This is a genomic window from Microbacterium sp. PRC9, from assembly GCF_031844125.1.
Classification (GTDB): Bacteria; Actinomycetota; Actinomycetes; order Actinomycetales; family Microbacteriaceae; genus Microbacterium.
In genome coordinates, this window is the sequence record NZ_JAUZUR010000002.1 from 653,105 (window position 1) to 678,332 (window position 25,228).

General features: G+C 71.3%; 29 protein-coding genes and 1 tRNA gene. 23 read left to right on the top strand and 7 right to left on the bottom strand.

What is annotated here, in order from left to right:
- Positions 1–19 precede the first annotated feature (19 nt).
- Both Q9R33_RS06550 and Q9R33_RS06555 read left to right on the top strand, forming a co-directional pair.
- Positions 20–274 (top strand): hypothetical protein, encoded by a 255-nt coding sequence (locus Q9R33_RS06550; RefSeq protein WP_310246016.1) that lies wholly within the window; start codon positions 20–22, stop codon positions 272–274.
- Positions 271–819: a hypothetical protein gene (locus tag Q9R33_RS06555; protein ID WP_311293205.1), complete on the top strand. Its 549-nt coding sequence runs from the start codon at positions 271–273 to the stop codon at positions 817–819. Before Q9R33_RS06550 ends, Q9R33_RS06555 begins: the two co-directional genes overlap by 4 nt.
- Here the strand turns inward: Q9R33_RS06555 and Q9R33_RS06560 are convergent.
- The gene (locus Q9R33_RS06560) at positions 803–2,062 is read right to left on the bottom strand and encodes an APC family permease (RefSeq protein ID WP_311293206.1); all 1,260 of its coding nucleotides are present in this window, start codon (positions 2,060–2,062) and stop codon (positions 803–805) included. The two genes, Q9R33_RS06555 and Q9R33_RS06560, sit on opposite strands and share 17 nt — an antisense overlap.
- 78 nt (positions 2,063–2,140) lie before the next feature.
- On the opposite strand from Q9R33_RS06560, the gene Q9R33_RS06565 reads away from it, so the two are divergent.
- Together Q9R33_RS06565 and Q9R33_RS06570 are read left to right on the top strand one after the other, a co-directional pair.
- Positions 2,141–2,581, top strand: coding sequence for a YdeI/OmpD-associated family protein (locus Q9R33_RS06565; protein ID WP_311293207.1), 441 nt, complete (start codon positions 2,141–2,143; stop codon positions 2,579–2,581).
- A gap of 401 nt (positions 2,582–2,982) precedes the next feature.
- The gene (locus Q9R33_RS06570) at positions 2,983–3,810 is read left to right on the top strand and encodes an SGNH/GDSL hydrolase family protein (RefSeq protein WP_311293208.1); all 828 of its coding nucleotides are present in this window, start codon (positions 2,983–2,985) and stop codon (positions 3,808–3,810) included.
- Here the strand turns inward: Q9R33_RS06570 and Q9R33_RS06575 are convergent.
- Entirely contained in the window at positions 3,797–4,303 is a 507-nt protein-coding gene (locus Q9R33_RS06575; RefSeq protein WP_056368047.1) for a glyoxalase/bleomycin resistance/extradiol dioxygenase family protein, read from the bottom strand. The two genes, Q9R33_RS06570 and Q9R33_RS06575, sit on opposite strands and share 14 nt — an antisense overlap.
- Before the next feature lie 92 nt (positions 4,304–4,395).
- Between Q9R33_RS06575 and Q9R33_RS06580 the strand changes: the two genes are divergently transcribed.
- On the top strand, positions 4,396–5,157 hold the full coding sequence (locus Q9R33_RS06580) for a helix-turn-helix domain-containing protein (protein WP_311293209.1): 762 nt from the start codon (positions 4,396–4,398) through the stop codon (positions 5,155–5,157).
- Here the strand turns inward: Q9R33_RS06580 and Q9R33_RS06585 are convergent.
- Positions 5,139–5,651, bottom strand: coding sequence for a DUF4442 domain-containing protein (locus Q9R33_RS06585; protein ID WP_311293210.1), 513 nt, complete (start codon positions 5,649–5,651; stop codon positions 5,139–5,141). The two genes, Q9R33_RS06580 and Q9R33_RS06585, sit on opposite strands and share 19 nt — an antisense overlap.
- A gap of 99 nt (positions 5,652–5,750) precedes the next feature.
- On the opposite strand from Q9R33_RS06585, the gene Q9R33_RS06590 reads away from it, so the two are divergent.
- The 14 genes from Q9R33_RS06590 to Q9R33_RS06655 all read left to right on the top strand — a co-directional run bounded on the left by Q9R33_RS06590 (position 5,751) and on the right by Q9R33_RS06655 (position 18,093).
- The gene (locus Q9R33_RS06590; protein WP_056368043.1) at positions 5,751–6,122 is read left to right on the top strand and encodes a GntR family transcriptional regulator; all 372 of its coding nucleotides are present in this window, start codon (positions 5,751–5,753) and stop codon (positions 6,120–6,122) included.
- Positions 6,100–7,122 carry a DUF1648 domain-containing protein gene (locus tag Q9R33_RS06595; RefSeq protein ID WP_311293212.1) on the top strand — a complete coding sequence of 341 codons (1,023 nt, stop codon included), beginning with the start codon at positions 6,100–6,102 and terminating at the stop codon, positions 7,120–7,122. The genes Q9R33_RS06590 and Q9R33_RS06595 overlap by 23 nt, the downstream gene beginning before the upstream one ends.
- Before the next feature lie 32 nt (positions 7,123–7,154).
- The gene (locus tag Q9R33_RS06600) at positions 7,155–7,823 is read left to right on the top strand and encodes an O-methyltransferase (protein ID WP_056368038.1); all 669 of its coding nucleotides are present in this window, start codon (positions 7,155–7,157) and stop codon (positions 7,821–7,823) included.
- A gap of 96 nt (positions 7,824–7,919) precedes the next feature.
- On the top strand, positions 7,920–9,200 hold the full coding sequence (eno, locus tag Q9R33_RS06605) for a phosphopyruvate hydratase (protein ID WP_056368035.1): 1,281 nt from the start codon (positions 7,920–7,922) through the stop codon (positions 9,198–9,200).
- A gap of 138 nt (positions 9,201–9,338) precedes the next feature.
- The gene (locus tag Q9R33_RS06610; protein WP_200919468.1) at positions 9,339–9,827 is read left to right on the top strand and encodes a septum formation initiator family protein; all 489 of its coding nucleotides are present in this window, start codon (positions 9,339–9,341) and stop codon (positions 9,825–9,827) included.
- A 103-nt stretch (positions 9,828–9,930) separates the two neighbouring features.
- Complete coding sequence (locus Q9R33_RS06615) at positions 9,931–10,446, top strand: DUF501 domain-containing protein (protein ID WP_056368033.1); 516 nt, start codon at positions 9,931–9,933, stop codon at positions 10,444–10,446.
- Positions 10,443–11,717, top strand: coding sequence for a S8 family serine peptidase (locus tag Q9R33_RS06620; protein ID WP_311293213.1), 1,275 nt, complete (start codon positions 10,443–10,445; stop codon positions 11,715–11,717). The genes Q9R33_RS06615 and Q9R33_RS06620 overlap by 4 nt, the downstream gene beginning before the upstream one ends.
- A gap of 34 nt (positions 11,718–11,751) precedes the next feature.
- Positions 11,752–13,194: an FAD-dependent oxidoreductase gene (locus tag Q9R33_RS06625; RefSeq protein ID WP_310292293.1), complete on the top strand. Its 1,443-nt coding sequence runs from the start codon at positions 11,752–11,754 to the stop codon at positions 13,192–13,194.
- Positions 13,195–13,270: 76 nt separating this feature from the next.
- A tRNA-Leu gene (locus tag Q9R33_RS06630) sits at positions 13,271–13,343 on the top strand.
- Positions 13,344–13,413: 70 nt separating this feature from the next.
- The gene (locus Q9R33_RS06635) at positions 13,414–13,578 is read left to right on the top strand and encodes a hypothetical protein (RefSeq protein WP_157549537.1); all 165 of its coding nucleotides are present in this window, start codon (positions 13,414–13,416) and stop codon (positions 13,576–13,578) included.
- Between the two features lie 111 nt (positions 13,579–13,689).
- A complete protein-coding gene (locus tag Q9R33_RS06640; RefSeq protein ID WP_311293214.1) occupies positions 13,690–14,919 on the top strand; it encodes an alanine racemase in 1,230 nt (409 codons plus the stop codon).
- Entirely contained in the window at positions 14,916–16,229 is a 1,314-nt protein-coding gene (locus Q9R33_RS06645; RefSeq protein ID WP_310246064.1) for a D-arabinono-1,4-lactone oxidase, read from the top strand. Before Q9R33_RS06640 ends, Q9R33_RS06645 begins: the two co-directional genes overlap by 4 nt.
- A gap of 83 nt (positions 16,230–16,312) precedes the next feature.
- Positions 16,313–16,879, top strand: a complete 567-nt coding sequence (locus Q9R33_RS06650) for a LemA family protein (RefSeq protein ID WP_056368027.1) — start codon at positions 16,313–16,315, stop codon at positions 16,877–16,879.
- Positions 16,880–16,998: 119 nt separating this feature from the next.
- The gene (locus tag Q9R33_RS06655) at positions 16,999–18,093 is read left to right on the top strand and encodes a DNA glycosylase AlkZ-like family protein (protein ID WP_310246066.1); all 1,095 of its coding nucleotides are present in this window, start codon (positions 16,999–17,001) and stop codon (positions 18,091–18,093) included.
- An 18-nt stretch (positions 18,094–18,111) separates the two neighbouring features.
- Here the strand turns inward: Q9R33_RS06655 and Q9R33_RS06660 are convergent, their stop codons facing one another.
- Positions 18,112–19,425 carry a DNA glycosylase AlkZ-like family protein gene (locus Q9R33_RS06660; protein WP_311293215.1) on the bottom strand — a complete coding sequence of 438 codons (1,314 nt, stop codon included), beginning with the start codon at positions 19,423–19,425 and terminating at the stop codon, positions 18,112–18,114.
- An 86-nt stretch (positions 19,426–19,511) separates the two neighbouring features.
- On the opposite strand from Q9R33_RS06660, the gene Q9R33_RS06665 reads away from it, so the two are divergent.
- Positions 19,512–20,702, top strand: coding sequence for an AI-2E family transporter (locus Q9R33_RS06665; protein WP_310246072.1), 1,191 nt, complete (start codon positions 19,512–19,514; stop codon positions 20,700–20,702).
- A gap of 8 nt (positions 20,703–20,710) precedes the next feature.
- Positions 20,711–21,991, top strand: coding sequence for a threonine ammonia-lyase (ilvA, locus tag Q9R33_RS06670; protein ID WP_056368393.1), 1,281 nt, complete (start codon positions 20,711–20,713; stop codon positions 21,989–21,991).
- A gap of 49 nt (positions 21,992–22,040) precedes the next feature.
- Here ilvA and greA read toward each other — a convergent pair whose 3' ends face one another.
- On the bottom strand, positions 22,041–22,532 hold the full coding sequence (greA, locus tag Q9R33_RS06675) for a transcription elongation factor GreA (protein ID WP_045296735.1): 492 nt from the start codon (positions 22,530–22,532) through the stop codon (positions 22,041–22,043).
- A 131-nt stretch (positions 22,533–22,663) separates the two neighbouring features.
- Positions 22,664–23,062, bottom strand: coding sequence for a DUF4307 domain-containing protein (locus Q9R33_RS06680; protein ID WP_056368021.1), 399 nt, complete (start codon positions 23,060–23,062; stop codon positions 22,664–22,666).
- 114 nt (positions 23,063–23,176) lie between these two features.
- On the opposite strand from Q9R33_RS06680, the gene Q9R33_RS06685 reads away from it, so the two are divergent.
- Positions 23,177–23,497 (top strand): hypothetical protein, encoded by a 321-nt coding sequence (locus Q9R33_RS06685; RefSeq protein ID WP_311293217.1) that lies wholly within the window; start codon positions 23,177–23,179, stop codon positions 23,495–23,497.
- A 57-nt stretch (positions 23,498–23,554) separates the two neighbouring features.
- Here Q9R33_RS06685 and Q9R33_RS06690 read toward each other — a convergent pair whose 3' ends face one another.
- A complete protein-coding gene (locus Q9R33_RS06690) occupies positions 23,555–24,298 on the bottom strand; it encodes a hemolysin III family protein (RefSeq protein WP_310246077.1) in 744 nt (247 codons plus the stop codon).
- Between the two features lie 112 nt (positions 24,299–24,410).
- Here Q9R33_RS06690 and Q9R33_RS06695 point away from each other — a divergent pair, with 112 nt between their 5' ends.
- Complete coding sequence (locus tag Q9R33_RS06695; protein ID WP_056368014.1) at positions 24,411–25,196, top strand: isoprenyl transferase; 786 nt, start codon at positions 24,411–24,413, stop codon at positions 25,194–25,196.
- Positions 25,197–25,228: the final 32 nt, after the last annotated feature.

Sequence of the window (25,228 nt, forward strand, 5' to 3'; positions counted from 1 at the left end):
TCAAGATTAGGTTGACAACATGGGCAATTCGACATCCCGTGGTTCCACCACGCCGGGCCGTATCGTCACTGTGGCCATCGTCTCGATCGTCGTCGGTCTCGGTCTTGTGCTCCTCAGTATCGGCTTGGACTGGGAAGGCTTCGGCGGGGGCGCTGTCATCGGCGTCGGCATCGGCTTCGCCGCCGTAGGCATGTACTTCTGGGGGTATGCCAACGGTCTGCGCCGGCCGTCGTCACGCGGAACCTGGCTTCCCAGCCGGGACGGGCGCGGGTGAGCGATCTCGCCGACGCCATCGGCGGTGCGGTGCTCGCGGACGCCGGCATCGGCCCCGATCAGACGCTGACCGACGACGAGCACCTCGCCCTCGTCGCTGCGGGCGCTCGCGCGGAACACGAGGTGCGCGCGATCCTCCACAGCGCCGTCACCGCGGCGCGGGCCGGCGGCGCGAGCTGGGCGCGCATCGGGGGCGAGCTCGGGATGACGCGCCAGGCGGCGCAGCAGCGCTTCGGCGGTGGTGCCGGGTCGTCCCGCGCGACCGTCGGCGACCTGGCCGCCGAGCGCTGGCTCGGACCCGTGACGGCGTTCGACGAGATGGCCGAGCTGGAACTGGCGGGGCGCGCGGGCTGGCGCACGGTCGAGGCCGGCACGCTCGCCCATCGGATGGTGCGCACCGACACGCAGTGGGAGCACCGCCGCATCCTGTGGCGGGCCTCCCTCGCGGCCGAGCACGCCGACGGCTGGGAGGTGGGGTGCCGGGCCTTCCCGTGGATCTACCTGGTGCGGGACCGCGGGGTTGCGGCCATCACGCCGGGGGAGTGATCCGGCGACGCAGACGCAGGACCCGGTACGCCACCCCGACCGCGACGACGACCGCGCCGGCCACGACGGACTGCCACGGCAGCGTGATCGCGAGGACGAGGCATCCGATCGCCCCGATGATCTGCAGCACGACCGGGTACCGCCGCGCGTTGCCGCGCTGGCGGGAGGCGGCGACATTGGCGACGAAGTAGTACAGCAGCACCCCGAACGATGAGAAGCCGATCGCACCGCGGAGGTCGACGAACGCCACGAGCACCACGACGATGGCGGCCGCCACAAGTTCGGCGCGGTGCGGCACGTGCCAGCGCGGGTGCACGGCGTCGAGGAATCCGGGCAGATCCCGCTCGCGCGACATCGCGAACGCGGTGCGGCTCACTCCGGCGATGAGTGCGAGCAGCGCGCCGAGCGAGGCGGCCGCGGCGCCGATGCGCACCACGACGTCGATCCACGCCCAGCCCGACTGCGCGGCGGCGTCGGCGACCGGCGCCGTCGACGCGGCGACGGCGACAGGACCCAGTGCGCTCAGCACCGCGACCGCGACCACGGCGTACACCGCGAGCGCGATGAGGAAGGCGATCACGATCGCCCGCGGGATCACGCGGCGCGGATCCCGCACCTCCTCGCCCATCGTGGCGATGCGCGCGTAGCCGGCGAACGCGAAGAACAGCAGACCGGCGGACTGCAGGATGCCGTAGCCGCCGCCCGCCCATACGGTCCCGGCCGTGAACCAGTCCGGGGTGGAGCCCGCCGAGAAGGCGGCGGTGACGGCCGCGGCCAGCGCGCCGAGCGAGATCACGACGATCACGCGCGCGGCGCCGGCGGTGCGCGTGACGCCGAACCAATTGACTGCGGTGAGCGCCACGACGGCAGCGATGGCGACCGGGCGCTCCCACCCCGCGGGCGCGGCGTAGGCGGCGAAGGTCAGCGCCATCGCTGCGCAGCTCGCGATCTTGCCGATGACGAAGCCCCAGCCCGCGACGAACCCCCACCAGGGACCCAACTCCGCGCGCCCGTAGGCGTACGTTCCGCCCGACGTCGGATGGGCGGCGGCCAGTTGCGCGGACGAGGTCGCGTTGCCGAACGCGACGACGGCGGCGATCGCGAGGCCGATGAGCAGACCGGTGCCTGCGGCATCCGCTGCCGGCGCCCATACGGCGAAGACGCCCGCCCCGACCATCGAGCCGAGGCCGATGAACACGGCGTCGCCGAGCCCGAGACGGCGCTGGAGCGCGGGGGAGGTCACGGGCGAACTCTAGCTCGCGGCGGAGAACCGGCGGTTCGGGGTTCCGCGGCTGCACCTGCGCCCGCGAGGATGGGGCCCATGACGCTGCAGATCCACACCGTGCTCGCGCCGATGGGCCCGGCCACCGCCATCGAACTGACCGACGAGCAGGTCGCCGAGCTCGGCGGCGGCAAGCGCGCCGCCGTCGTCGTCGGGATCGGCGGGCGCACCGCGCGGGTGCGTCTCGGCGTGATGGGCGGGCGCAACCTCATCGGCTTCTCGAAGGCCGTGCGTGCCGAGCTGGGCGTCGACATCGGCGACGAGGTCGACGCCACCATCGACCTCGACACCGCCGAGCGCGAGGTCGAGGTTCCCGCCGATCTGGCCGCCGCCCTCGAGGCGGCGGGCGCGCGGGCCGCGTTCGACGCGCTGACCTTCAGCCGGCGCAAGGAGCTCGCGCGCGGCGTGACCGAGGCGAAGCGCGCCGACACCCGCGAGCGCCGCGTCGCCGCGGCCGTGGAGGATCTGACCACACCGTAGACGGTCGCCCGGCTGCGGTCCGGGTTTCGCAGCCCGCCGGTGACGACACGCTGCGAAGTCCGGACTTCGCAGGACGGTCGACGCCGGCCCTGAGTGCATTCGCTCGTTCTGGAGGCTGCAGTCCCGGAATCGAGGGCAGACGGGGCCGCGTGTGCTGCGAAGTCCGGACTTCGCAGGACGGTAGCCAGCCCTGAGTGCATTCGCTCGTTCTGGAGGCTGCAGTCCCGGAATCGCGGGCAGACGGGGCCTCGTGTGCTGCGAAGTCCGGACTTCGCGCTGTACTTGGGCGCGGGAGGCGGGGCGGCCTGGTGACCGATCGCGTCGGATCGTGCGTGGGGCGCCGCACCGGCGCGTCCGTCGGGCGTCAGCGTCCGTTCACCCTGCTGTTGTCGCATGGAGGCATGGCTGGTTCGCGTGACGTGGTGCCACGGTCCGTCGTCGTCGGCGCCGCGGGGGTCGTGCTGGGTGCGGGGCTCGTCCTGCTCGGCGGACGTGCCGTGCTGAAGCGGCAGGCGGCGGTCGCGCGGCGCCGCATCGGCAAGCCGCTCGGCGAGGAGGCGCTCGACGCCGACCGCGTGTGGGCCCGGCGGTTCGACGGCCCGCCGCTCGAGTTCGTCGTGCTCGGCGACTCGATCGCGGCCGGGCTCGGCGCGGAACGGCGCAAGGACACGCTCGGCGCCCGCCTGGCGAAGGGTCTCGCCCGGGCCGAGCGCCGGCCGGTGCGGCTGCGCACCGCGGCGATCGTGGGCTCGGTGTCGTCGGTGCTCGCCGCGCAAGTCGACGCCCTTCCGGCCGACTACCGTCCCGACGCCGCCGTCATCGTCGTGGGAGGCAACGACATCACGCATCGTGTGCCGGTGCCGACCTCGGTCGCCCATCTCGAGGAAGCGATCGTGCGCCTCCGCGCGCGCGGCGCCGTCGTCGTCGTCGGCACCTGCCCCGACCTCGGCGCGCTGCGCCCGGTGCCGCAGCCGCTGCGCGCGCTCGGCTCGCGGCTGTCACGTCAGCTGGCCGACGCCCAGGCCGTCGTCGCAGCCCGGACCGGTGCGCGTGCCGTGTCGCTCGGCCGGGCCGTCGGGCCGTTCTTCGTGACCCAGCCCGACGAGATGTTCAGCCTCGACCGGTTCCACCCGAGCGCGCTCGGCTATCGCCGCACCGCCGAGGCGCTGCTGCCCGCGCTCCTCGCCGAGCTCGCCTCCGCGCGGGAGGACGCGGTCAGCCCGCGCTGACCGAGGCGGCCCACTCCGCGACGCGCGCGGCGCTCTCCTCCTCCGAGAGGTCTTCGACCCGCGTCATGATCGACCACCGCACGCCGAACGGGTCGCGGATGCTCGCGTAGCGGTCGCCCGACACGAAGGTGGACGGCTCCTCGCGCACGGTCGCGCCGGCGGCGACCGCGCGAGCGGTCACCGCGTCGGCGTCGGGCACGTAGATGCCGATCGAGTAGCAGTCGTCGTCGCCCTCCGGCGCGGGGACGAGCCCGTACGCGGGGGAAGGCTCGCCGATCTGGAGGATGCCCAGGCCGAAGTCCAGCCCGGCGTGCACGACGAGCCCGTCGAACTCGGTGACGTCGGTCACGCGGGCGCCGAACACGTCGCGGTAGAAGTGGAGCGCCTGCTTCGCCCCGCGGATCGCGAGGAAGGGGGTGAGGCTGGTCGCGCTGTGGGGGCGGCCGTCGGTCGTGTGCGCGCCGGTCGCGCCGGTCGTGTTCTGAGTGCTCATGAAGCCATGCTCGCGGCGGACGGATGCTGCGGTCTTGGAGATTCGCGACACCGTCGGTCCCGGGTGTCCGACCCGCGCACTACCGTGACGGAGTGACCGATCCGACGCGCGGGGTGCTCTACCCGGAGCGACTGCCGAGCTTCACCCGGCTCGCGCCGGAGGGCGAGGCATCCACTCTCGTCGAATGGTTCTGGATCCCGCAGTGGGACCTTCCCGAGGCGGTCGTTTCGCGTCAGCCCGTCCTGGGCTATCCGGCCGCGAACCTGGTCGTCGAGCCAGACGGAGTCGCACTGTGGGGTGCGACGACGCGAGCCTCGGAGCGCGAGCTCCGCGGGAGCGGCTGGGCAGTGGGCGCTCTGCTGAAGCCCGCGGCGTTCGCCCGTCTGCACGACGCGCCGAGCGACCTGGTCGATGCGCACATCCCCCTCGACGAGCCGAACCTTCAGCACGCGGTGTCAGCGGCCATGCCCGACCTCGATGCGGCGGCGGCAGCGGTCTCGGGGTGGCTCGTCGAGCGCGTCGGACCGCCGACGTCCGACGCGCGCCTCGCGAACGCGATGGCCGACCTGCTGATGAGCGACCCGACGATCCTCCGTCTCGACGACGCGGCCGAACGCCTGCGCGTGTCGGTTCGCACCCTGCAGCGGCTGGCGCACCGCACGGTCGGTCTGTCACCGGCCGCGATGATCCGGCGCCGGAGACTGCAGGAAGCGGCGCAGCGCGTGCGGGAGGATCCTGACGCTTCGTTGGCCGACATCGCCGCCGACCTCGGCTACGCCGATCAGGCGCACCTCGCGAACGACTTCCGCGCAGTGCTGGGGTTGACGGCCACCGATTACCGTGCCGACCTCTGAGCCGAGTCGAGCCGCTGCGCGCCGTCCGTCGACGCCGTGGTCACCCGCTTCTTCTCGCGCACGTAGACCTCGCGACGCACCCGGGCGACGACGTCTCCCGAGGCGTCGGTGATGTCGGTCTCGAACCACTCGAGCACCTTCGCGCCGCCGCGTGCGCGCTCGCGGAGCTCTTCGGCCTTCTCGCGCGGCACCGCGAAGTGCGCCGTGAGCAGTCCCCGACCCGGCTTCAGGAACTCGATCTCGCCGCGGGTATCCCACACGACGTAGTCGCGACCGAGCTGGTGCATCACCAGCATGAAGTAGTACGGGTCGGTCATCGCCGACATCGAGCCGCCGAAAGCCGTCTTCACGTAGTTGCGGGTGAAGACGTTGACATGCAGTTCGACGGTGGCGCTGGTCCAGTCGTCGGCGAATCTCCGCACGCGGATGCCGCTGAAGAGGTTGGGGATCCACAGGCTCATGCCGACGGCGAGTCGTCGAGGGGTCACGCGCATGCGGCACAGCATGGCGGACATCGCCCCGCGAGCCGCATTCGCTTGGTCGATCTCCACAATGAGTGCCTCAAGTTGTTCTAGTTGTAATAGAATAAGCGCGTGTTGGTGAGGATCGACCCCGAAAGCGATGCCCCGCTGTTCGCGCAGATCGCCGCGTCGGTGCGAGCGGATGCCGCGACCGGACGTGTGCAGCCGGGTGACCGGCTGCCCGCCGCCCGTGAGATCGCGGCCGCACTCGGCGTCAACGTGCACACGGTGCTGCGCGCGTACCAGGACCTCCGCGACGAAGGGCTCGTCGAGCTCCGGCGCGGACGCGGCGCGGTCGTCACCGCGCAGGCGGCGACTCTCGAAGCCCTCCATCACGACATCCACGACCTCGTCGCGCGGGCGCGCGCGGCGGGGCTTCCGTCTGACGCACTCGCCGCCCTCGTGAAGGAGATCGCCGCCCATGACGAACGCCACACCCGCTGATCGCGCTGACCTGGTCGTCCGGCGCTTCGTGCTCGTCGCGGTGTGGCTGCCCGTCGCACTCGTCGCCATCGGCGTCGCCGTCCAGCTCGTGCTGCTCCCTCAGGTTCCGTCGACCGTCGCGGTGCACTGGAACGCGGCGGGGGAGGCCGACCGATTCGCCCCCGCGTGGACGCAGCCGCTGATGACCGTGGCGCTCGGGCTCGGCATCCCGCTCCTGATCGCGCTGAGCACGCTGCCCGGACTGCATCGTGGGGAGCGCGGAGCGACGTACCGGCTCCTGGGGGCGACGGCGGCCGCGACGTCGGCGCTGACGACGGTCGCGTTCACCGTGACGTTCGCGGTGCAGGCGGGTCCGGACAGCGGGGGCGATGCGCCCACCGTCTGGGTCGCACTCGTGGCGGCGGTTGCTGCGGCCGCACTGGTCGGCATCGCCGCATGGTTCGTGCAGCCTCGTCAGCATGCGGCGCATGCCACGACGGTCCCCGCGACGCCGCTCGCGCTCGCCGCGAACGAACGCGCCGTGTGGGTGCGGGCCACCGCGATGAACACCGGTGGCGCGATCGTCGTGGTCGTCTCCGTGCTCGTCCTGGCTGTCGTGGCAGCCAGTGTCTGGCTCACGGGCGCAGAAACGACGATCGCCTGGGTCCTCACCGGCGTCACGGCGCTGCTCGTGGCGTTCGCCGCGACGACGCTCGCCTTCCACGTCCGCGTGGACGACACCGGCCTGCACGTCGACTCGGTGCTCGGCATCCCGCGGTTCCACGTGCCGCTCTCCGACGTCGTCTCGGCGGCGCGCGTCGACGTGAACCCGATGGGGGAGTTCGGCGGCTGGGGGCTGCGCCTCAGCACCGGGCGCCGCTTCGGCGTCGTGCTGCGCGCAGGGGAGGCCATCGAGGTGCTCCGTGGCAGCGGCAAGAGGTTCGTCGTGACCGTCGACGACGCCGGCACCGGGGCGGCGCTCCTCGAGGCACTCGTCGCGAGGGCGGCCGCCAGGTCTTGACGCCCGGCGAGCGGCCGGATTGGCTGAGGGGCATGGCCGATCCCACCCCCGACACGTGGCGCCGCGTAGACGCCTACCTCACCGAACTGCTGGTCGGGCACGACCCCGGTCTCGAGCAGGCGGTCGCCGACCAGAACGACGCGGGCCTCCCGGCGATCGAGGTCGCGCCGGTCAACGGCAAGTTCATCCACCTGCTCGCGCGGATGTCGGGTGCCCGTCGTGTGCTCGAGATCGGCACCCTCGGCGCGTACTCGACGATCTGGCTCGCGCGTGGCATCCCCACCGACGGCCGGGTCGTGACGATCGAGGCCGAGCCCCTCAACGCGGAGCTCGCCCGCGCGAACGTCGACCGCGCCGGGGTGGGCGACAAGGTCGAGATCCGGCTGGGCCGCGGCATCGACGTGCTGCCGACGCTCGAGGGAGGCGAGCCTTTCGACCTCGTCTTCATCGACGCCGACAAGGAGTCCAACACGATCTACCTCGACTGGGCTGCCCGGCTCGGGCGACCTGGCACCGTCGTGATGGTCGACAACACCGTCCGCGGTGGTGAGGTCGCCAACCCCGCGACCGAGAATCCCCAGATCATCGGGGTGCAGCGCGGGCTGGAGATGCTCGCACGCGACCCGCGTTTCGACGCGACCGCCATCCAGACGCTCGACGCCAAGGGCTACGACGGGATCGCGATCGCGCTCGTCGTATGACGGATTCTTCCGGCCGCGGCATCCGTCATCACTAGACTCGTGGGCGGACCGACGACGCTCCGACGAACCACCCTCCACCAAGCAAGGAGACCCCCTGTGGCACAGATCGAGGCTGTAGGCGCCCGTGAGATCCTCGACTCGCGCGGAAACCCGACCGTCGAGGTGGAGGTGCTGCTCGACGACGGGATCGTCCAGCGCGCGGCCGTCCCCTCCGGCGCGTCGACCGGCGCGTTCGAGGCGTACGAGCTGCGCGACGGCGACAAGAGCCGCTACGGCGGCAAGGGCGTGCTGAAGGCGGTTGCGGCCGTCATCGACGAGCTCGGCCCCGCGATCGAGGGTGTCGAGGCGAGCGAGCAGCGTCTCGTCGACGAGATCCTCATCGCCACCGACGGCACCGAGAACAAGTCGCGCACCGGTGCGAACGCCATCCTCGGCATCTCGCTCGCGGTGGCGAAGGCCGCCGCCGACTCGGCCGACCTGCCGCTGTTCCGCTACCTGGGCGGCCCGAACGCGCACGTCCTGCCCGTGCCCCTGTTCAACGTCATCAACGGCGGCGAGCACGCCGACAACGGCATCGACTTCCAGGAGTACTTCCTCGCCCCGATCGGCGCAGACACGTACGCCGAGTCCCTGCGCTGGGGCACCGAGGTCTACCACGTCCTCAAGGGCGAGCTGAAGGCGGCGGGCTTCTCGACCGGTCTGGGCGACGAGGGCGGCTTCGCCCCCGACCTCCCGAGCAACCGAGAGGGCCTGGACTTCCTGATCAAGGCGATCGAGAAGGCCGGCTTCACCCCCGGCAAGGACATCGGCGTCGGCCTCGACGTCGCGGCGACCGAGTTCTTCAAGGACGGCGTGTACACCGTCGAGGGCAAGGCCTGGTCGGCCGAGCAGCTGACCGACTACTACGCCGACCTCGTCGCGAACTACCCGGTGGTCACCATCGAGGACGCCCTCGCCGAGGACGACTGGGACGCGTGGAAGGCCCTCACCGACAAGATCGGCACCAAGGTGCAGCTCGTCGGCGACGACCTGTTCGTCACCAACCCTGAGCGCCTGCAGCGCGGCATCGACCTCGGCGTCGCCAACGCGCTGCTGGTCAAGGTGAACCAGATCGGCACGCTGTCGGAGACGCTCGACGCGATCGCCCTCGCCACCCAGAACGGCTACCGCTCGATGCTGTCGCACCGCTCGGGCGAGACCGAGGACACCACGATCGCCGACCTCGCGGTGGCCGTCAACGCGGGTCAGATCAAGACCGGCGCGCCCGCCCGCAGCGAGCGCGTCGCGAAATACAATCAGCTTCTGCGCATCGAAGAGGAGCTCGGCGAGGCCGCGGTGTTCGCGGGCCGCGGAGCCTTCCCCCGTTTCAAGGGCTGATGCGCGGTAGACATCGCTAGCGACCAGCGCCGCGTAGCGGCTTGCTGACGGGAAGGGGGAGCCGTGGCCAAGACGTCGGCTCCCCCTTCTCGTACCCCGGCGACAGGCGGCGGTGCCGGTGCGCCCCGTCGCCGCCCCGTGAGCGCACGGCGCCCGGTCGACGTGCGGGCGTGGCTCGGAGGCATCCGTCTCTCGGGCTTCATGGTCATCATGATGGGTCTGGTCGTCCTCGCGGCCTTCGTGCTCGTGCCCACGATCGGCACCTACGTCGACCAGCGCCAGCAGGTCGCCGCGCTCGAGGCGGCGGTGCAGGTCAGCCGCGACGACGTCGCCGAGCTCGAATCGCAGCGAGATCGCTGGCAGGACCCCGCCTACATCACCACGCAGGCGCGCGAGCGGCTGTACTACGTGAAGCCCGGCGAGGTCGTGTACCTCGTCGACGACGATCTGCCGCCCGAGCTCGCGCCGCAGGAGCAGGATCCGGTCAGCGACGAGCTCCGGGCCGCCGATGCGGACTGGATGGCGAAGCTGGTGCGTTCGGTCACCGAGGCCGGGCTCGCGCAGACCGTGGCGCCCGTGACCGTGGGCGTGCCCGACCCCGAACCCTCGACCACCCCGACGCCGTGAGCGACGCCGGCCGCCGGGATGACGGCGGCGCGTTCGCCCGCCGCGTGGCCCAGGACCGTCCCAGGTGGCGCCGGTAGCCTGGGCCCGACCAAGGAGCACCTCTGTGACGACCCCGCCGTACCCCTCTGTCAGCGACGCCGACCTCGCCGTGCTCCAGGAACAGCTCGGTCGTCCCGCGCGCGGCGTCGTCGGAATCGCCGCGCGTTGCGTGTGCGGCAACCCCACGGTGGTGGCGACGTCGCCGCGCCTTCCCGACGGCACGCCCTTCCCGACGTTCTACTACCTCACCCACCCCGCCGCGACGGCCGCCATGTCGGGCCTCGAAGCCGACCACGTCATGCGGGAACTCCAGGACGAGCTCGCCGACGAGGAGGTCGCCGCCGCGTACCGGCGTGCGCACGAGGCCTACCTGCGGGACCGCGCCGGGTTCGGCGAGGTCGACGAGATCGCCGGGATCTCCGCCGGCGGCATGCCGACGCGTGTGAAGTGCCTGCACGCGCTCGCCGGCCATGCCCTCGCCGCCGGCCCGGGCGTCAACCCGATCGGCGACCGCGCACTGGCCATGTCCTCGTGGTCGCCCGAGCGCTGCGTGTGCGCGCACCCGGGATCGGGCGGATGATCCGGCGCCTGCTCGCGGCCGTCGCCGCGGTCGCCGTCGCGACGACCCTCGTCGTGGCCGGCCCTGCGGCCGCGCAGGCGGCTCCTGCCGACGACCCGGTGCGCAGCGCCGAGTACTGGCTCACCGACTACGGCGTCGAGAAGGCGTGGGAGACCACGCGCGGCTCCGGCGTGAAGATCGCGGTGATCGACACCGGAATCGGCCGCGGACCCGTCGAGTTCGACGGTGCGGTCGCCGGGGGAACGGATGTCTCGGGCGCCGGCTCACCCGATGGGCGCACGCCCGTCGGCGCCGTCGACAAGGACCACGGCAGCTGGGTCGCCTCCCTCGCCGCGGGCAGGGGCACCGGCCCGGGCGCCGGCATGATCGGCGTCGCGCCTGAGGCGCAGCTGCTGTCGGTGTCGGTCGCGTTCGGCTCCTCCGCTCCGCGGCCCTTCTCCGACCAGATCGCCGACGCGATCCGCTGGTCCGTCGACAACGGCGCCGACGTCATCAACATGTCGCTGACGACGAACGTGCCGGACTGGCCGGAGAGCTGGGACGACGCCTTCCTGTATGCCTTCGAGCACGACGTCGTCATCGTCGTCGCCGCGGGAAACCGGGGGAGCGGCACGACGCGCGTCGGAGCGCCCGCGACGATCCCGGGTGTGCTGACGGTGGGCGGCGTCGACCGATCGGGCAAGGCCAGCGTCGAGGCGTCGACGCAGGGCATCACGATCGGGGTCACCGCGCCGAGCGAAGAGCTCATCGGCGTCTCCGCCGACTCGACGCTCGTCTCGTGGGACGGCACCAGCGGCGCGGCCCCCATCGTCGCCGGGATCGCGGCGCTCGTGCGGGCGGCGCATCCCGAACTCGACGCGAACAACGTGATCAACCGCATCATCAAGACCGCTCGCCCTGCGGCGGGAGCGAAGGATGTGCCGGACGTCCTCTACGGCTATGGACTGGTGGATGCCGCAGCCGCCGTCACCGCGAGCATCCCGAGCGTCACCGCCAACCCCATGGGCAGTCTCGGGGACTGGGTGCGCCTGTACCGCCGGGCGCCGGTCGCGACGCTGCCGGAGGAGCCGACCGCACCCGTGGAGGTTCCGCCGCTGCCGGACGCCGATCCCGCGACGCGCGTCGCATCGCCGCTTCTTCCGGATCGGGACACCGTCATCTACGGCACCCTCCCGCTCCTGCTGGTCACTGCGACGGCTATACTGGTGGCGCTCGGCGTCACCGCTGCTGTCCGACGCATCCGATTGGCGTCCCGCGCGCCGAGCCGCTGACACAGGAGGAGTACTCCAAACCGTGACCAACACCGTGCCCAAGATCCTCATCGTCGGTGGCGGATACGCAGGCTTCTACACGGCCTGGAAGCTCGAGAAGCATCTGCGCAAGGGTGAAGCGGACGTGACCATCGTCGACCCGCTGCCCTACATGACGTACCAGCCGTTCCTCCCCGAGGTCGCCGCCGGCTCGATCGAGGCCCGCCACTCGGTCGTCGCGCTGCGCCGTCACCTCAAGAAGACGAACGTCGTGGCCGCCAAGGTGACCGGGATCAACCACGCGAACAAGGTCGCCACGATCACTCCGATCGCGGGCGAGCCCTACGAGCTCGAGTACGACCAGATCGTCGTCACCGCGGGCGCCGTCTCGCGCACCTTCCCGATCCCCGGCATCGCCGACAACGCGATCGGCCTGAAGACGATCGAAGAGGCCGTCGCGATCCGCGACAAGCTGATGTCGAACTTCGACAAGGCGTCGACCCTGCCTGCCGGGCCTGAGCGCGACCGTCTGCTGACGGTCGTCGTGGTCGGCGGCGGCTTCGCCGGCATCGAGGTGTTCGCCGAGCTCCGCTCGCTCGCCTCCTCCCTGGTCAAGAGCTACCCCCAGCTCACCTTCGACGACACGCACTTCCACCTCATCGAGGCCATGGGGCGCATCATGCCCGAGGTGTCGCTGAAGACGAGCGAATGGGTGCTCAAGAACCTCGCGAAGCGCGGCGCCTCAGTGCACCTCGACACGCAGGTGACCGGCGCCGTCGGCGGCAACATCGAGCTGTCCACCGGTGAGACCATCCCGAGCGACCTCATCATCTGGACCGCCGGCGTCATGGCGAACCCGACCGTGGTGCGCGGCGGCGACCTGCCTGTCGAGGAGCGCGGTCGCATCCGCACCCGTGCCGACCTCCGTGTCGGCACCGAGGACGAGGTCGTCGAGGGCGCCTGGGCCGCCGGCGACGTCTCGGCCGTGCCCGACCTCACCGGTGGCGGCGTGGGCGGCTACTGCGTGCCCAACGCCCAGCACGCCGTGCGTCAGGCGAAGCTCCTCGCGAAGAACCTCGTCGCCGTGCTGCGCGGCGAGGTGCCCCGTCAGTACATCCACAAGAACCTGGGTGCCGTCGCGGGCCTGGGCCTCTGGGTCGGTGTGTTCCAGTCCGGCAACATCGCGCTCAAGGGCTGGATCGCGTGGCTCGCCCACCGCGGTTACCACGGCCTGGCGATGCCCTCGTGGGAGCGCAAGTGGCGTGTGCTGTGGGGCTGGTGGAACAACTTCTGGCTCGGCCGCGACATGGTGAACCTGTCGACCGTCCAGAACCCGCGCTACGTCTTCGAAGAGTTCGCCGCGCGCCCGCGGCCGCCGCAGCCGGTCGAGGCGCCCGCCGAGAAGGCTGCTCCGGCAGCCGCGCCGGCCAAGAAGGCGCCGGCGCGCAAGGCTCCGGCGAAGGCCGCGGCCGACGCCGAGAAGGTCGCCGCGAACTGACGTCGAACGCCGGATGCCGCAGGCTCGTCTGAGAAGATGAGCCTGCGGCATTCGCGTTCCCGGCGGCACGTGACCCGCCCCCGTAGCCCAACGGCAGAGGCAGGCGACTTAAACTCGCCCAAGTGTGGGTTCGAATCCCACCGGGGGTACTCCCGCCAGACCCTCGCGTTCGCCGAGAAGGCTCGCTAACCTGGGCAAAACCGGCGAAAGGGTACCGGCATGAACGAGCACAGCACGGACCGGCAGGGCGACGCCGCGCAGAGCACGCCGAAGAGCGGCTGGTGGTGGAAGATCACGGCGCTGTTCCTGGGTGCCCCGCCGATCGCGGTGTACGGTGCCGAGGACGAGGTCGAGCAGGAGCGCGCCGCGAGGGCGAAGGACTGACCTCCGGATCGCCGTGGCGCGAGCGGCGCAGACGGGCTTCCACAGCCGGTCATCGGAACCGCTCCCAGCGCTCTAGGCTGGGGCGATGCGCACGCACCCGAAGCGAGCCGTATGAGTCTCGATCTTCTGTCCACGCCCACGGCGACGAAGCCGTGGGACGACCCCGCGTCCTACTGGGACGCCATGAGCCATGCCGTGGCGGACGTGAGCGGCCCCGTGGCCGCCATCAACTCCGGGGCGCTGCGGTACAACGCGCTCGACCTCGTGGTGCGGGCCGGCGGTGTGCCGATCCGCGTCGCCAGCAAGTCGGTCCGTGTGCGCGAGGTGCTGGAGGCCGTCCTGGCCCTGCCCGGCTACCAGGGCATCCTCGCGTTCACCCTGCCCGAGGCGCTGTGGCTGGCCGAGACGATGGACGACATCGTGCTCGGCTACCCGACGGCCGACCGTGCCGCGATCGCCGCACTGGCCGCCGACGAGACCGCGGCGTCGCGCATCACACTGATGGTCGACGACCTCGCGCAGCTCGACCTCGTCGACGCCGTCGCCGCGCCCGGCGCGCGGCCCGAGATCCGCGTGGCGATCGACGCCGACGCCTCCTGGCGCGCGCCGGCCCTCGGGCACATCGGCGTGCTCCGCTCGCCCGTGCACGAGGCGGCGGAGGTGGCCGCGCTCGCTCGCTCGATCGCGGCCCGGCCCGGATTCCGCCTCGTGGGTCTCATGATGTACGAGGCGCAGATCGCCGGTCAGGGCGATGCCACCGGATCCGGCGACGCCGTGATCCGCTGGATGCAGCGCCGCTCGGCCGCCGAGCTCCTCGATCGTCGCGGGGCCATCGTCGCGTCGCTGCGCGACATCGCCCCGCTCGAGTTCGTCAACGGAGGCGGGACCGGATCCCTCGAGCTCACGGCATCCGATCAGGCCGTCACCGAGGTCACCGCCGGCAGCGGCCTGCTCGCCGGCCACCTGTTCGACGGCTATCGCGCATTCGATCCCGCGCCGGCCGCGGCGTTCGCGCTCGAGGTGGTGCGCAAGCCCGCCCCCGACGTCGCGACCGTGCTCGGGGGCGGATGGATCGCCTCCGGACCGGCACTCGAGTCGCGTCAGCCCCGGGCGGTGTGGCCCGGCGGCCTGCGCATGGCGCCCCGCGAGGGCGCCGGCGAAGTGCAGACTCCGCTGCGGGGCGACGCGGCGCGCGATCTGCGGGTGGGCGACCGTGTCTGGTTCCGTCATTCCAAGAGCGGCGAGCTCGCGGAGCGCGTGGATCGCTACCACCTCGTCGACGGCGACACCAGGGTGGGGGAGGTGGCGACCTACCGCGGCGAGGGTAAGGCGTTCCTGTGACCCGTCCCGGAGGGGTGTGGCGCAACTGGGGCCGCACGGAGTCGGTGCGGCCGCAGCGCGTGGAGTTCCCCCGCACCGTTGCGGCGGTGCAGCGCGCCGTCGTCGCGGCCGCGGCGCAGCACATGCCGATCAAGGCCGTCGGCGCCGGCCACAGCTTCACCGGCATCGCGGTGGCCCCCGGCGCGCTCCTCGAGCTCCGCGATCTCAGCGGGCTCGTCTCGGTCGACGTCGACCGTGCCCGGGTGACGCTTCTGGCGGGCACGCGCCTGCACGAGGTCCCGTCGCTCCTCGCGCCGTTCGGCCTCGCGATGGAGAATCTCGGCGACATCGACCGCCAGTCGATCGCGGGGGCGATCTCGACCGGCACCCACGGCACCGGGGAGCGCTTCACCGGCATCGCGGGCCAGGTCGTCGGCGCCACCCTCGTGACCGCCTCCGGCGAACTGTTCACCGTGGGCGAGGACGAGAACCCCGAGCTCGTGCCGGCAGTGGCCCTCGGCCTCGGTGCCCTCGGCATCCTCGTCGAGGTCACGATCCAATGCGTGCCCGCTTTCGTGCTGCACGCGGTCGAGCAGTCCGAAGGCCTCCACGAGGTCCTCGGCGCCCTCGACGAGCGCGCGGCGGCGGCCGACCACTTCGAGTTCTACTGGTTCCCGCACACCGACCGCGCGATGACCAAGACCAACACGCGGCTCCCCGAGAGCGCGCCACGGCATCCTCTTCCCGCTGTGGGCAAGTGGATCGACGACACCCTCGTCGGCACGGGTGTCCATCAGGTCGCGTGCGCGGCCGGCGCGGCGATGCCGGCGCTCGTGCCGCCGATCAACCGGCTCTCGGCCAAGATCTGGGGGAATCGGGAGTTCACGGATGCCTCGGCCCGCGTCTTCGCGACGAACCGGTCGGTGCGGTTTCGCGAGATGGAGTACGCGGTGCCGGTCGAGAACCTGCGCCCCGCGTTCGAGGCGATGCGCGCACTCATCGATGACCGCGGCTGGCGGATCGGGTTCCCCATCGAGGTGCGGGTCGCGGCGGCCGACGACCGCTGGCTGTCGACGGCTCACGGCCGCGACTCCGGGTATATCGCGGTACACCGCTACTGGCGCGAGGACCCGACCGACTACTTCGAGGCAGTCGAGGAGATCATGCTCGGTTTCGACGGTCGGCCGCACTGGGGCAAGATGCACACCCTCGGCGCCGACGCCCTGCGGTCGCGCTACCCCCGATTCGACGACTTCGTCGCCCTGCGCGACCGTCTCGACCCAGAGCGGCTGTTCCGCAACCCGTACCTCGATCGCGTACTCGGTGGGTAACGGCTGAGAGTCGGGGAATACCCCACATGCGAGGGGGTTTTGCGTCGGTAGGATGAGGGCACTACCGAACGGAGCATCGGCAAATGGAATGGCTGATTCCAGTCCTCATCGTGGTGGCGCTCGTCGTCATCGTCGGCATCTATCTCTGGGCGACGTACAACTCGCTCGTCCAGCTGAACGTGCGGGTGGACGAGGCGTGGAGCGACATCACGGTGCAGCTCAAGCGCCGCGCGGATCTGCTGCCGAACCTCATCGAGGCGGTGAAGGGCTACGCCGCTCATGAGAAGGCGGTGTTCGAGAACGTGACGCGCGCCCGCGCCGAGACGCTGTCGGCGTCAGGGCCGGCTGAGGCGGGCGTCGCGGAGGGACACCTCCAGCAGGCGCTGAAGTCGCTGTTCGCCGTGGCCGAGGCGTATCCGCAGCTGCAGGCGAGTCAGAACTTCCTGCAGCTGCAGCAGTCGATCGTCGACACGGAAGACAAGATCCAGGCGTCACGCCGGTTCTACAACGGCGGGGTCCGCGAGCTCAACACGAAGATCAAGGTGTTCCCGAACAACCTGTTCGCACGCAATCTGGGCTTCCACGAGCGCGAGTTCTTCGAAGTGATCGACGGTGCCGCGATCTCGGAGCCCCCGCGCGTCCAGTTCTGACGCGGCTCGGGTCCCAGCGAGCGCCGGCGAGCGTTGATGCGAGCCGGGTGCAGGTTGAGCGAGCGAAGCGAGCCGGAACCCCGTGACGCACGTCGGAGGCCGGCGGTAGCGTCGGGGCCATGGTCCATCGGCTGAGCCGCGCGCAGGCGCGGCGCGTCGCGTTGCGGGGGCAGCTGCTGACCGCTGAGAGGCCGGCCGGCATCGTCGAGACCATCGACGCGCTCACGGTGGTGAACATCGAGCCGACCGCGGCGATCGCGCCCAGTGCCGACCTCATCCTGTGGAGCCGGCTCGGGTGGCCGTATCAGCCGGCCGATTTGACGCGCCTGTTCGAAGAGGACCGCGCGGTGTTCGAATGGGGCGGGTTCTACCGCGCCATGACCGACCTCGCACTGCTCATCCCTGAGATGCGGCGTCGACCCGAATCCGCGCAGGCACGAGAGTGGCTCGCGGCGAACGACGTGTTCCGGCGGGAGGTTCTCGCGCGGCTCCGTGCCGAGGGCCCGCTGCGGGCGGCCGACATCCCCGATGCCGCGCAGGTGTCGTGGCGTTCGTCGGGCTGGACGAACAACCGCAACTCGATGCAGCTCCTCGAGATGCTCGTGCTGTGCGGCGATGTGGCCGTGTCGTCGCGGGATGCCGGTGGCCGCCTGTTCGATGTCGCCGACCGCGTATACCCGCGAGATGTGCCGCACCTGACCGACGAGGACGCCGGCCGCGAGCGTGCGGAGCGCCGACTCGCGTCGCTCGGGATCGCGCGGAGGAAGGGCATCGCCCAGCCGTTCGAACCGATCGACGTCGGCGAGATCGGCGAACAAGCCGTCGTCGACGGGGTCGACGGCGTCTGGCGCGTCGACGCCGACGCCCTGGAGGCCGCCGACGGCTTCGCGGGGCGCACCGCGCTGCTGTCGCCGTTCGACCGCCTCGTGTTCGATCGGCGCCGGCTCGAGGAGCTCTTCGGGTACGAGTACCTGCTGGAGATGTACAAGCCGGCGGCGAAGAGGCGGTGGGGCTACTTCGCTCTGCCGATCCTTCACGGCGACCGTTTCGTCGGAAAGCTCGACGCCAAAGCCGACCGCAAGGCGGGCCTGCTCCGCGTGCATGCCGTGCATGAGGACGAGCCCTTCACCGATGAGGTCAGGGAGTCGGTGGACGCCGAGATCCAGGATCTCGCCCGCTGGCTCGGGCTCGAGGTGGTCGGTCCGGGCGCGTGAGACCGGCGCGTCGCCGGATCAGCCGGCGAGCTCCTCGACATCGAGGTCGTGCGTGTCGACCCCGGGCTCGTCAGCGGCGAGCGGCACCGGCTCGGCCGGACCCGCCTCGTGGCGCGTCGCCTCGGGCAGGACCCGGGCAAGGTCGTCGGTGGCATCGCCCCAGCGGGAGACGGAGAGGGACTCGAGTCCTTGCCAGGACGCGGCGAGCCGGAGTTCCTGGGCGAGGCGAGGCGCAGCATCGGCGGGGGTGCCGTGCTCCCACCACGCGGACTGCACGAGCAATGTCGAGGCGGCGCGGTCGGCCTTCAGATCGACGCGGCCGACGATGTCGTCGCCGACGAGGACAGGCAGCGAGTAGTAGCCGAACCGGCGACGCGGCGCGGGCGTGTAGATCTCGATGCGGTACTCGAAGTCGAAGAGCCGCTCAGCACGGTCGCGGAACCATACGACGGGGTCGAACGGGGTCAGGATCGCGGCGGCATCGATCTTGCGCGGCACCACGGCGTCGGCGTGCAGCCACGCTTTGGCCGGGCGACCGGCGGTCGTCCACCCTTCGACGGTGATCGGGTACAGCTCGCCGGCGTCGACGAGGTCATCGAGGGCGGCCGTGACGGCCTTGCGGTCGGCGATGCGCCAGTAGTCGGCGATGTCGGCGGCGGTGGCGACGCCGTAGGCGCGCGTCGCGCGACGCGTGAGCTCACGCACGGCCTCGTCACGGGGGACCGGTGCCTCGAGCACATGGCGGGGGATCACCTGCTCGGCGAGGCCGTACCGTCGCTCGAAGCCGCGGCGGCCGGCGATCGCCACCTCGCCGAACATCCACAGGTGCTCGAGAGCCTGCTTGACGACGTCCCAGTCCCACCAGGGACCGCGCGCACTCTGTTTGGCGTCGTGCTCGATCTGAGCCGGGCGCAGCGGGCCGCGATCGGCGAGCTCGGCACGCACCCAGTCGACGATGTCGCGGTTCGCGTCGAACCAGCCGCCGGGCTTGCTGCCGTACTTCGCACGCATGGCCTGCATGCGGAAATCGAACAGACCCCAGTCTTCGGCGGGGATGAAGGCCGCGACGTGGGCCCAGTACTCGACGTAGGGGGAGCGCCGTGCGAACAGCAGACGGTCGAGCGCGGCGGTGTCGTAGGCGCCGACCCGCGAGAACAGCGGCATGTAGTGGGAGCGCGCGAAGACGTTGACCGAGTCGATCTGCAGCGTCGCCATGCGTGCCAGCGCGCCGTTGAGCTGCCGGGTGCCGGCTGCCGTCGGTCGGGGTCGCCCGAATCCCTGGGCGGCGAGGGCCACGCGGCGCGCCTCTGCGGCGCTGAGTGAGGACTTCACGCGCGCCAGCGTAGCCCGGGCCTCAGACACCGCGCCCGCCCGCCGTTCATGACCGGCGCGGAATGCGACGCGCCTAGACTGGGCTGATGAGCGGCTCCGACGATAAGCCCCGCGGATCCATCTTCGACGCCGTCCGCGACCGCAGCAGGGTCGTCTCGACCGAGACCTCCGCCGCGGTGCCGCGTGGCCTCCGCCTCGCGACCGCCTACTCGTGGCGCCTCATCGTCGTCGCCGCGGCGATCGGGGTCGGCGTCTGGCTCGTCATCCAGCTGAAGCTGCTGGTGATCCCGCTCCTCATCGCCATCCTCATCACCGCCCTGCTGTGGCCCGCCTTCACCTGGATGCTGCGGCGCCGCGTGCCGCGCTGGCTGGCGATCGTCATCGCCGTGGTGGGCACCGTCGCGATCGTGACGGGTCTGCTGTGGCTCGTGGTCTGGCAGATCATGCGGCAGTGGGACTCGGTGCAGGCGAGCACCGTCGCCGCGGTCGAGCAGTTCCGGCAGTACCTCATCGACGGCCCTCTCCACCTGAGCGAGGACCAGATCGACGACCTCCTCGCGCAGGGCTGGACGTTCCTGCAGCAGCAGGCCGAGCTGCTGTGGTCGGGCGCGCTCGCCATCGGCTCAACGATCGGCCACGTCGTGACCGGCGCCGTGCTGGCGTTCTTCATCCTGCTGTGCCTGCTCGCCGACGGCGCCGGCATCTGGCGCTGGACCCTGCGGCTGTTCCCCAAGAAGGCGCGACCCGCCGCCGACGGCGCCGGCCGTGCCGGGTGGATCACCGTCGTCAACTACGCCCGCACGCAGCTGCTGGTCGCGACGATCGACGCCATCGGAATCGGCCTCGGCGCCGCGCTCCTCGGGGTGCCGCTCGCCATCCCGGTCGCCGTGCTCGTCTTCCTCGGCGCGTTCGTCCCGATCGTCGGTGCCGTGGTCACCGGAACGGTCGCCGTCTTCCTCGCGCTCGTGTACAACGGTCCGTGGATCGCGCTGTGGATGCTCGTGGTCGTGCTCGGTGTGCAGCAGCTCGAAGGCCACGTGCTCCAGCCGCTCCTCATGGGCTCCGCCGTCAAGGTCCACCCGCTCGCGGTGGTGCTCGTGGTCGCGGGCGGTGCCATGATCGCCGGCATCCCGGGAGCCCTCTTCGCCGTGCCGCTCGCCGCGTTCGTGAACGTCGTGGCGGTCTACCTTGCCGAACGCGCGTGGGAGACCGGCGCCAGACCCACCGGAGATCTCATCTGGAGCACCGTCCCCCGGCAGAGGAGAGTCCGTTCGTGACCACCGCCATGTCATCCGCCGATCAGGCCGCCGCGACCGCGCCTGCCCCGGCAGCACTCGCCTCGGCCGTCCCGACGCTCGCGGACTTCGAGGATGCCGCCGCCACCCTCGAGGGCGTCATCTCGCACACCCCGCTCGACGCCTCGCTGCACCTGTCGGACGTCCTGGGCGTGCCGGTGCACCTCAAGCTCGAGAACCTGCAGCGCACCGGGTCGTTCAAGATCCGCGGCGCGACCTATCGCCTCTCGCGGCTGACCGCCGAGGAGCGCGCCCGCGGCGTCGTGGCCGCCTCGGCCGGCAACCACGCCCAGGGCGTGGCGCTCGCGGCGAAGGCGCTCGGCATCCACGCGACCATCTTCATGCCGCTCGGCGTGCCGGTGCCGAAGCTCCTCGCCACGCGAGGGTACGGCGCCGACGTCATTCTCGAGGGCGCCACCGTCGAGACGCCGCTGCGCCTCGCGGCCGAGTTCGCCGAGCGCACGGGTGCCGTCTTCATCCACCCCTTCGACCACCACGACGTCATCGCCGGGCAGGGCACGCTGGGCCTCGAGCTCATGGATGAGCTGCCCGACCTCGACACCGTCGTGCTGGGGATCGGCGGGGGAGGACTCGTCGCCGGCGTCGCCGCGGCCGTCAAGGCGCGTGCCGCGGCGGAGGGCCGCACGGTGCGGGTGATCGGCGTGCAGGCGGAGAACTCCGCCGCCTATCCGGCATCGCTCGAGGCGGGGCATCCGCTCGAGGTCCCGACCTCGCCGACGATCGCGGACGGCATCGCGGTCGCCCGTCCGGGGGACCTGCCGTTCGAGATCATCCGTGATCTCGTCGACGAGGTCGTGACGGTGACGGAGGACGACATCGCCCGCGCCCTGCTCGTGCTGCTCGAACGCGCCAAGCAGGTCGTCGAGCCCGCGGGCGCGGTCGGCGTCGCGGCGATCCTGGCGGGCAAGGTCGTCGCGACCGGCCCGACCGTCACGGTGCTCTCGGGCGGCAACATCGACCCGCTGCTGCTGCAGCGCGTCGTCGCGCACGGGCTCGCGGCATCCGGTCGGTACATGACGCTGCGCATCCCGCTGCCGGACCGTCCTGGTCAGCTCGCGCGCGTGTCGGAGCTGCTGGCGATCGCCGGGGCGAACGTCATCGAGGTGCTGCACACCCGGCACGGGCAGGGTATCCAGATCAGCGAGGTGATCCTGCAGCTGAGTGTGGAGACGCGCGGTGAGGAGCACCGCGCGCACGTCATCTCGGTGCTCGAGGACGCGGGCTACGCGCCCACGGTCGTTCCGGACTAGGCAAGGCCGCGCCCGGCGGCCTCAGAGGACTCCCTGAGGCCGCTGCGGGTCACTGCCCGTTGTAGGTCTCGACCTTGACGATCTCGACGGCGATCTCACGGCCGTTGGGGGCGGTGTACGACGTCTTCTCGCCCTCCTTGCGGCCGAGGATCGCGACGCCCAGGGGCGAGGCCTCGCTGTACACGTCGAGCTCGGAGCCGACCGCGATCTCGCGGTTGCCGAGCAGGAAGACCTCTTCGCCGCCCGCCACGATGGCGGTGATGACGGTGCCGGGCTCGACGACGCCGTTGCTCTCCGGCGCCTCGCTGACCGTCGCGGTCTTGAGCAGGTGCTGAAGCGTGCGGATGCGGGCTTCCTGCTTGCCCTGCTCGTCCTTGGCGGCGTGGTAGCCGCCGTTCTCCTTGAGGTCGCCTTCTTCGCGCGCGGCCTCGATGCGCTTGGCGATCTCCTCGCGGCCGGTGGTCGAGAGGTGCTCGAGCTCGGCGGCCAGGCGATCGTAGGCGTCCTGGGTGAGGAAGGTCACGGGGGCGTCGGTGGACACGGCTGACTCCTTCGTTGGGCCCGCTGCCGACCGCAGTGGTGCGGGCATAAACCGAACGCCCCGGCTCACGGCCAGGGCGCGATTGTGCTGATGTCCCGCCAGACTACGTCACGGCGTCTGTTCGGACAAACTCACTCGGGCAGCACCCAGCACGAATTCACGAACCCGGTGGTGGCGAGCGCGGTCGTCGGGATCGTCTCGCGGAAGGCGCGCGCGTGGAGCTCGGATGCCGGCAGCTCGACGACCCGCCAGCCCACCACGCCGTGCTCCTGGTCCTGCGCCTCGATCGCGCACGCGACCGCGGCGCCGGGGGGACTGCTGATCTGGAATCCGAGCGTCACGGAGTGCTCGTCGACGACGTCGAACGATGTCGTGTCCGAGTCGACGGAGTTGAGCGAGGCTCGCACGGTGGACCAGCCGAAGAGACCGACGACGGCGACCGCCACCACGATGCCGGCGCCGATGAGCCACGCGCGTGCAGGGGAGCGGCGGCGGCCGTAGCGCTCGTCGAGCATGTCCTGCGTGGTCACGCCGCTCCTTCGGGCTCGTCGGGTCGGATCGGAAGATTAGGCTGGGACTCCAGGCTATGCGCTCGCGCGCACCCCCGACGACACCGCCCGCCCCGCGGGCAGAGCGAGGACCCCATGCAGCACGCGATCGTCGCACTCCTGTCCGCAGCGACGACCCCGACGCCGACGCCCACGCCCGCGGTCGATCCGAACCTCGTGAGCCCCGGCGTCGTGGGATTCCTCTTCACCGCGCTCATCGCGATCGCCGTGATCTTCCTGATCTGGGACATGATGCGCCGCATCCGCCGGGGCCGCGTGCGCGCCGACATCCAGGAGCAGCTCGACGCCGAGGAGCAGGCGGCGCGCGCCACGGACGCGACCGAGGTCGACGACCAGAGCATCGACCCGGCGGCCGACGACGACCGCGGGGACGCCACGGCGCCGCCCAAGGGCTGAGCCGCCGCGAGCGGTGGCGGTGACGGATGCTGCGGCCCGCAGCATCCGCCATCATGTTCAGTTCGGAAGCCCCAGCGACGGGGAGTACGGGTGCAGCGCGATGATGAGGCACGCCGTCCAGTGGCAGAGGAATGCGAGCACCGTGCAGACGTGGAAGATCTCGTGGAAGCCGAAGTGGCCGGGCCACGGGTTGGGACGCTTCAGCGCGTAGACGACGGCGCCGCCGGTGTAGAGCAGGCCGCCGATGGCGACGAGGACCATCATGGCCGCGCTGGCCTGGAACAGCGGAACGATGTACATGACGGCCGCCCACCCCAGCAGGAGATAGAGGGCGACGTAGAGCCAGCGCGGCGCGTTGATCCAGAAGACGCGGAACAGGATGCCGAGCAGGGCGCCGCTCCAGACGAGGACCAGCAGCAGCGCCCCCTGCTGGGGCGGCAGCGCGAGCACCGCGATCGGAGTGTAGGTGCCCGCGATCAGCAGCACGATGTTGGCGTGGTCGATGCGCTTGAGGATCGCCTTGGTCTTCGGCTTCCAGTTGAACCGGTGGTAGAGCGCGGAATTGCCGAAGAGCAGCAGCGAGGTGGCCATGAACACCGCCGACGCCCACTTCGCCGGCGCGCCCTGCGCGAGAACGATGAGCACGATGCCGGCCGCGATCGCGATGGGGAAGGTCGCCGCGTGGATCCAGCCGCGCCACGTCGGCTTGAGATCGGGTGTCGCGGCGTCGACGGCCGCGGCGTCCATCAGCGGCAGCACGGGGACCTCAGGGGCCCGGGGAATACTGCGACGGCGGCTCATTCCCCCAGCGTAGAGGGGCGCGCATGCCGCGAGGGGAACATGCTCGGTGGCAGGGGAAGTGGCACTCGGTCCCACGCTAGGGTCGACGTCGCGCGGGAGGTAGCGTAGGCATGTGGCGCGCGGCGAGACGAACGAGGGCAGGGGGCCCCTCTACCGGCTCTACATAAACCGCCTGCGCCGACGCCTGGACCCGGCATCCGTCCCCCGCCACCTCGCGATGATGATCGACGGGAACCGCCGGTGGGCGAAGCAGCTCGGTTACGACTCCGCCGCGCACGGCCACCGCGCGGGCGCGGCCAAGATGAAGGAATTCCTCCGCTGGTGCGACGACGTGGGCATCCGCGTCGTGTCGCTGTACCTGCTGTCCAACGACAACCTGCGCAAACGCGATTCGCGGGAGCTCTCCGACCTCATCGAGATCATCGCCGAACTCGCCGACGAGCTCTCGCACGAGCGTGACTGGCGCGTGAAGCACGTGGGCCGGGCGGACGCGCTGCCGGCGGACCTCCGGCGCGTCCTCGCCGACGTCGAGACCCGCACCAAGGACAACGCGGGGATGCACGTCAACCTCGCGGTCGGCTACGGCGGCCGGGGCGAGATCGTCGACGCCGTGCGCAGCATCATCGCCCAGCACGATGAGCGCGGGGGATCGCTCGAGGAGCTGGCGGCGAGCCTCACGCCCGAGCAGATCGGCGAGCATCTCTACACCGGAGGACAGCCCGATCCCGACCTCGTCATCCGCACGTCGGGGGAGCAGCGGCTGAGCGATTTCCTCCTGTGGCAGTCGGCCCACTCGGAGTTCTATTTCGTCGAGGCTCTCGGCCCGGATCTGCGCGAGGTGGACTTCCTCCGCGCCATCCGCGACTTCGCCTCGCGTGACCGTCGATACGGCGGTTGATCGGCCGCTCACACGGCTGATCGCACCTCTGC

What these genes read in the sequence shown, in the direction of transcription:
- Q9R33_RS06550 (WP_310246016.1), top strand. Translation starts at nt 20, where the DNA reads ATGGGCAATTCGACATCCCGTGGTTCCACCACGCCGGGCCGTATCGTC.
- Q9R33_RS06565 (WP_311293207.1), top strand. Translation starts at nt 2,141, where the DNA reads ATGACGCTGCAGATCCACACCGTGCTCGCGCCGATGGGCCCGGCCACC.
- Q9R33_RS06570 (WP_311293208.1), top strand. Translation starts at nt 2,983, where the DNA reads ATGGCTGGTTCGCGTGACGTGGTGCCACGGTCCGTCGTCGTCGGCGCC.
- Q9R33_RS06575 (WP_056368047.1), bottom strand. Translation starts at nt 4,303, where the DNA reads ATGAGCACTCAGAACACGACCGGCGCGACCGGCGCGCACACGACCGAC.
- Q9R33_RS06585 (WP_311293210.1), bottom strand. Translation starts at nt 5,651, where the DNA reads ATGCGCGTGACCCCTCGACGACTCGCCGTCGGCATGAGCCTGTGGATC.
- Q9R33_RS06595 (WP_311293212.1), top strand. Translation starts at nt 6,100, where the DNA reads ATGACGAACGCCACACCCGCTGATCGCGCTGACCTGGTCGTCCGGCGC.
- Q9R33_RS06600 (WP_056368038.1), top strand. Translation starts at nt 7,155, where the DNA reads ATGGCCGATCCCACCCCCGACACGTGGCGCCGCGTAGACGCCTACCTC.
- Q9R33_RS06620 (WP_311293213.1), top strand. Translation starts at nt 10,443, where the DNA reads ATGATCCGGCGCCTGCTCGCGGCCGTCGCCGCGGTCGCCGTCGCGACG.
- Q9R33_RS06635 (WP_157549537.1), top strand. Translation starts at nt 13,414, where the DNA reads ATGAACGAGCACAGCACGGACCGGCAGGGCGACGCCGCGCAGAGCACG.
- Q9R33_RS06640 (WP_311293214.1), top strand. Translation starts at nt 13,690, where the DNA reads ATGAGTCTCGATCTTCTGTCCACGCCCACGGCGACGAAGCCGTGGGAC.
- Q9R33_RS06650 (WP_056368027.1), top strand. Translation starts at nt 16,313, where the DNA reads ATGGAATGGCTGATTCCAGTCCTCATCGTGGTGGCGCTCGTCGTCATC.
- Q9R33_RS06655 (WP_310246066.1), top strand. Translation starts at nt 16,999, where the DNA reads ATGGTCCATCGGCTGAGCCGCGCGCAGGCGCGGCGCGTCGCGTTGCGG.
- Q9R33_RS06665 (WP_310246072.1), top strand. Translation starts at nt 19,512, where the DNA reads ATGAGCGGCTCCGACGATAAGCCCCGCGGATCCATCTTCGACGCCGTC.
- ilvA (WP_056368393.1), top strand. Translation starts at nt 20,711, where the DNA reads ATGTCATCCGCCGATCAGGCCGCCGCGACCGCGCCTGCCCCGGCAGCA.
- Q9R33_RS06685 (WP_311293217.1), top strand. Translation starts at nt 23,177, where the DNA reads ATGCAGCACGCGATCGTCGCACTCCTGTCCGCAGCGACGACCCCGACG.
- Q9R33_RS06690 (WP_310246077.1), bottom strand. Translation starts at nt 24,298, where the DNA reads ATGAGCCGCCGTCGCAGTATTCCCCGGGCCCCTGAGGTCCCCGTGCTG.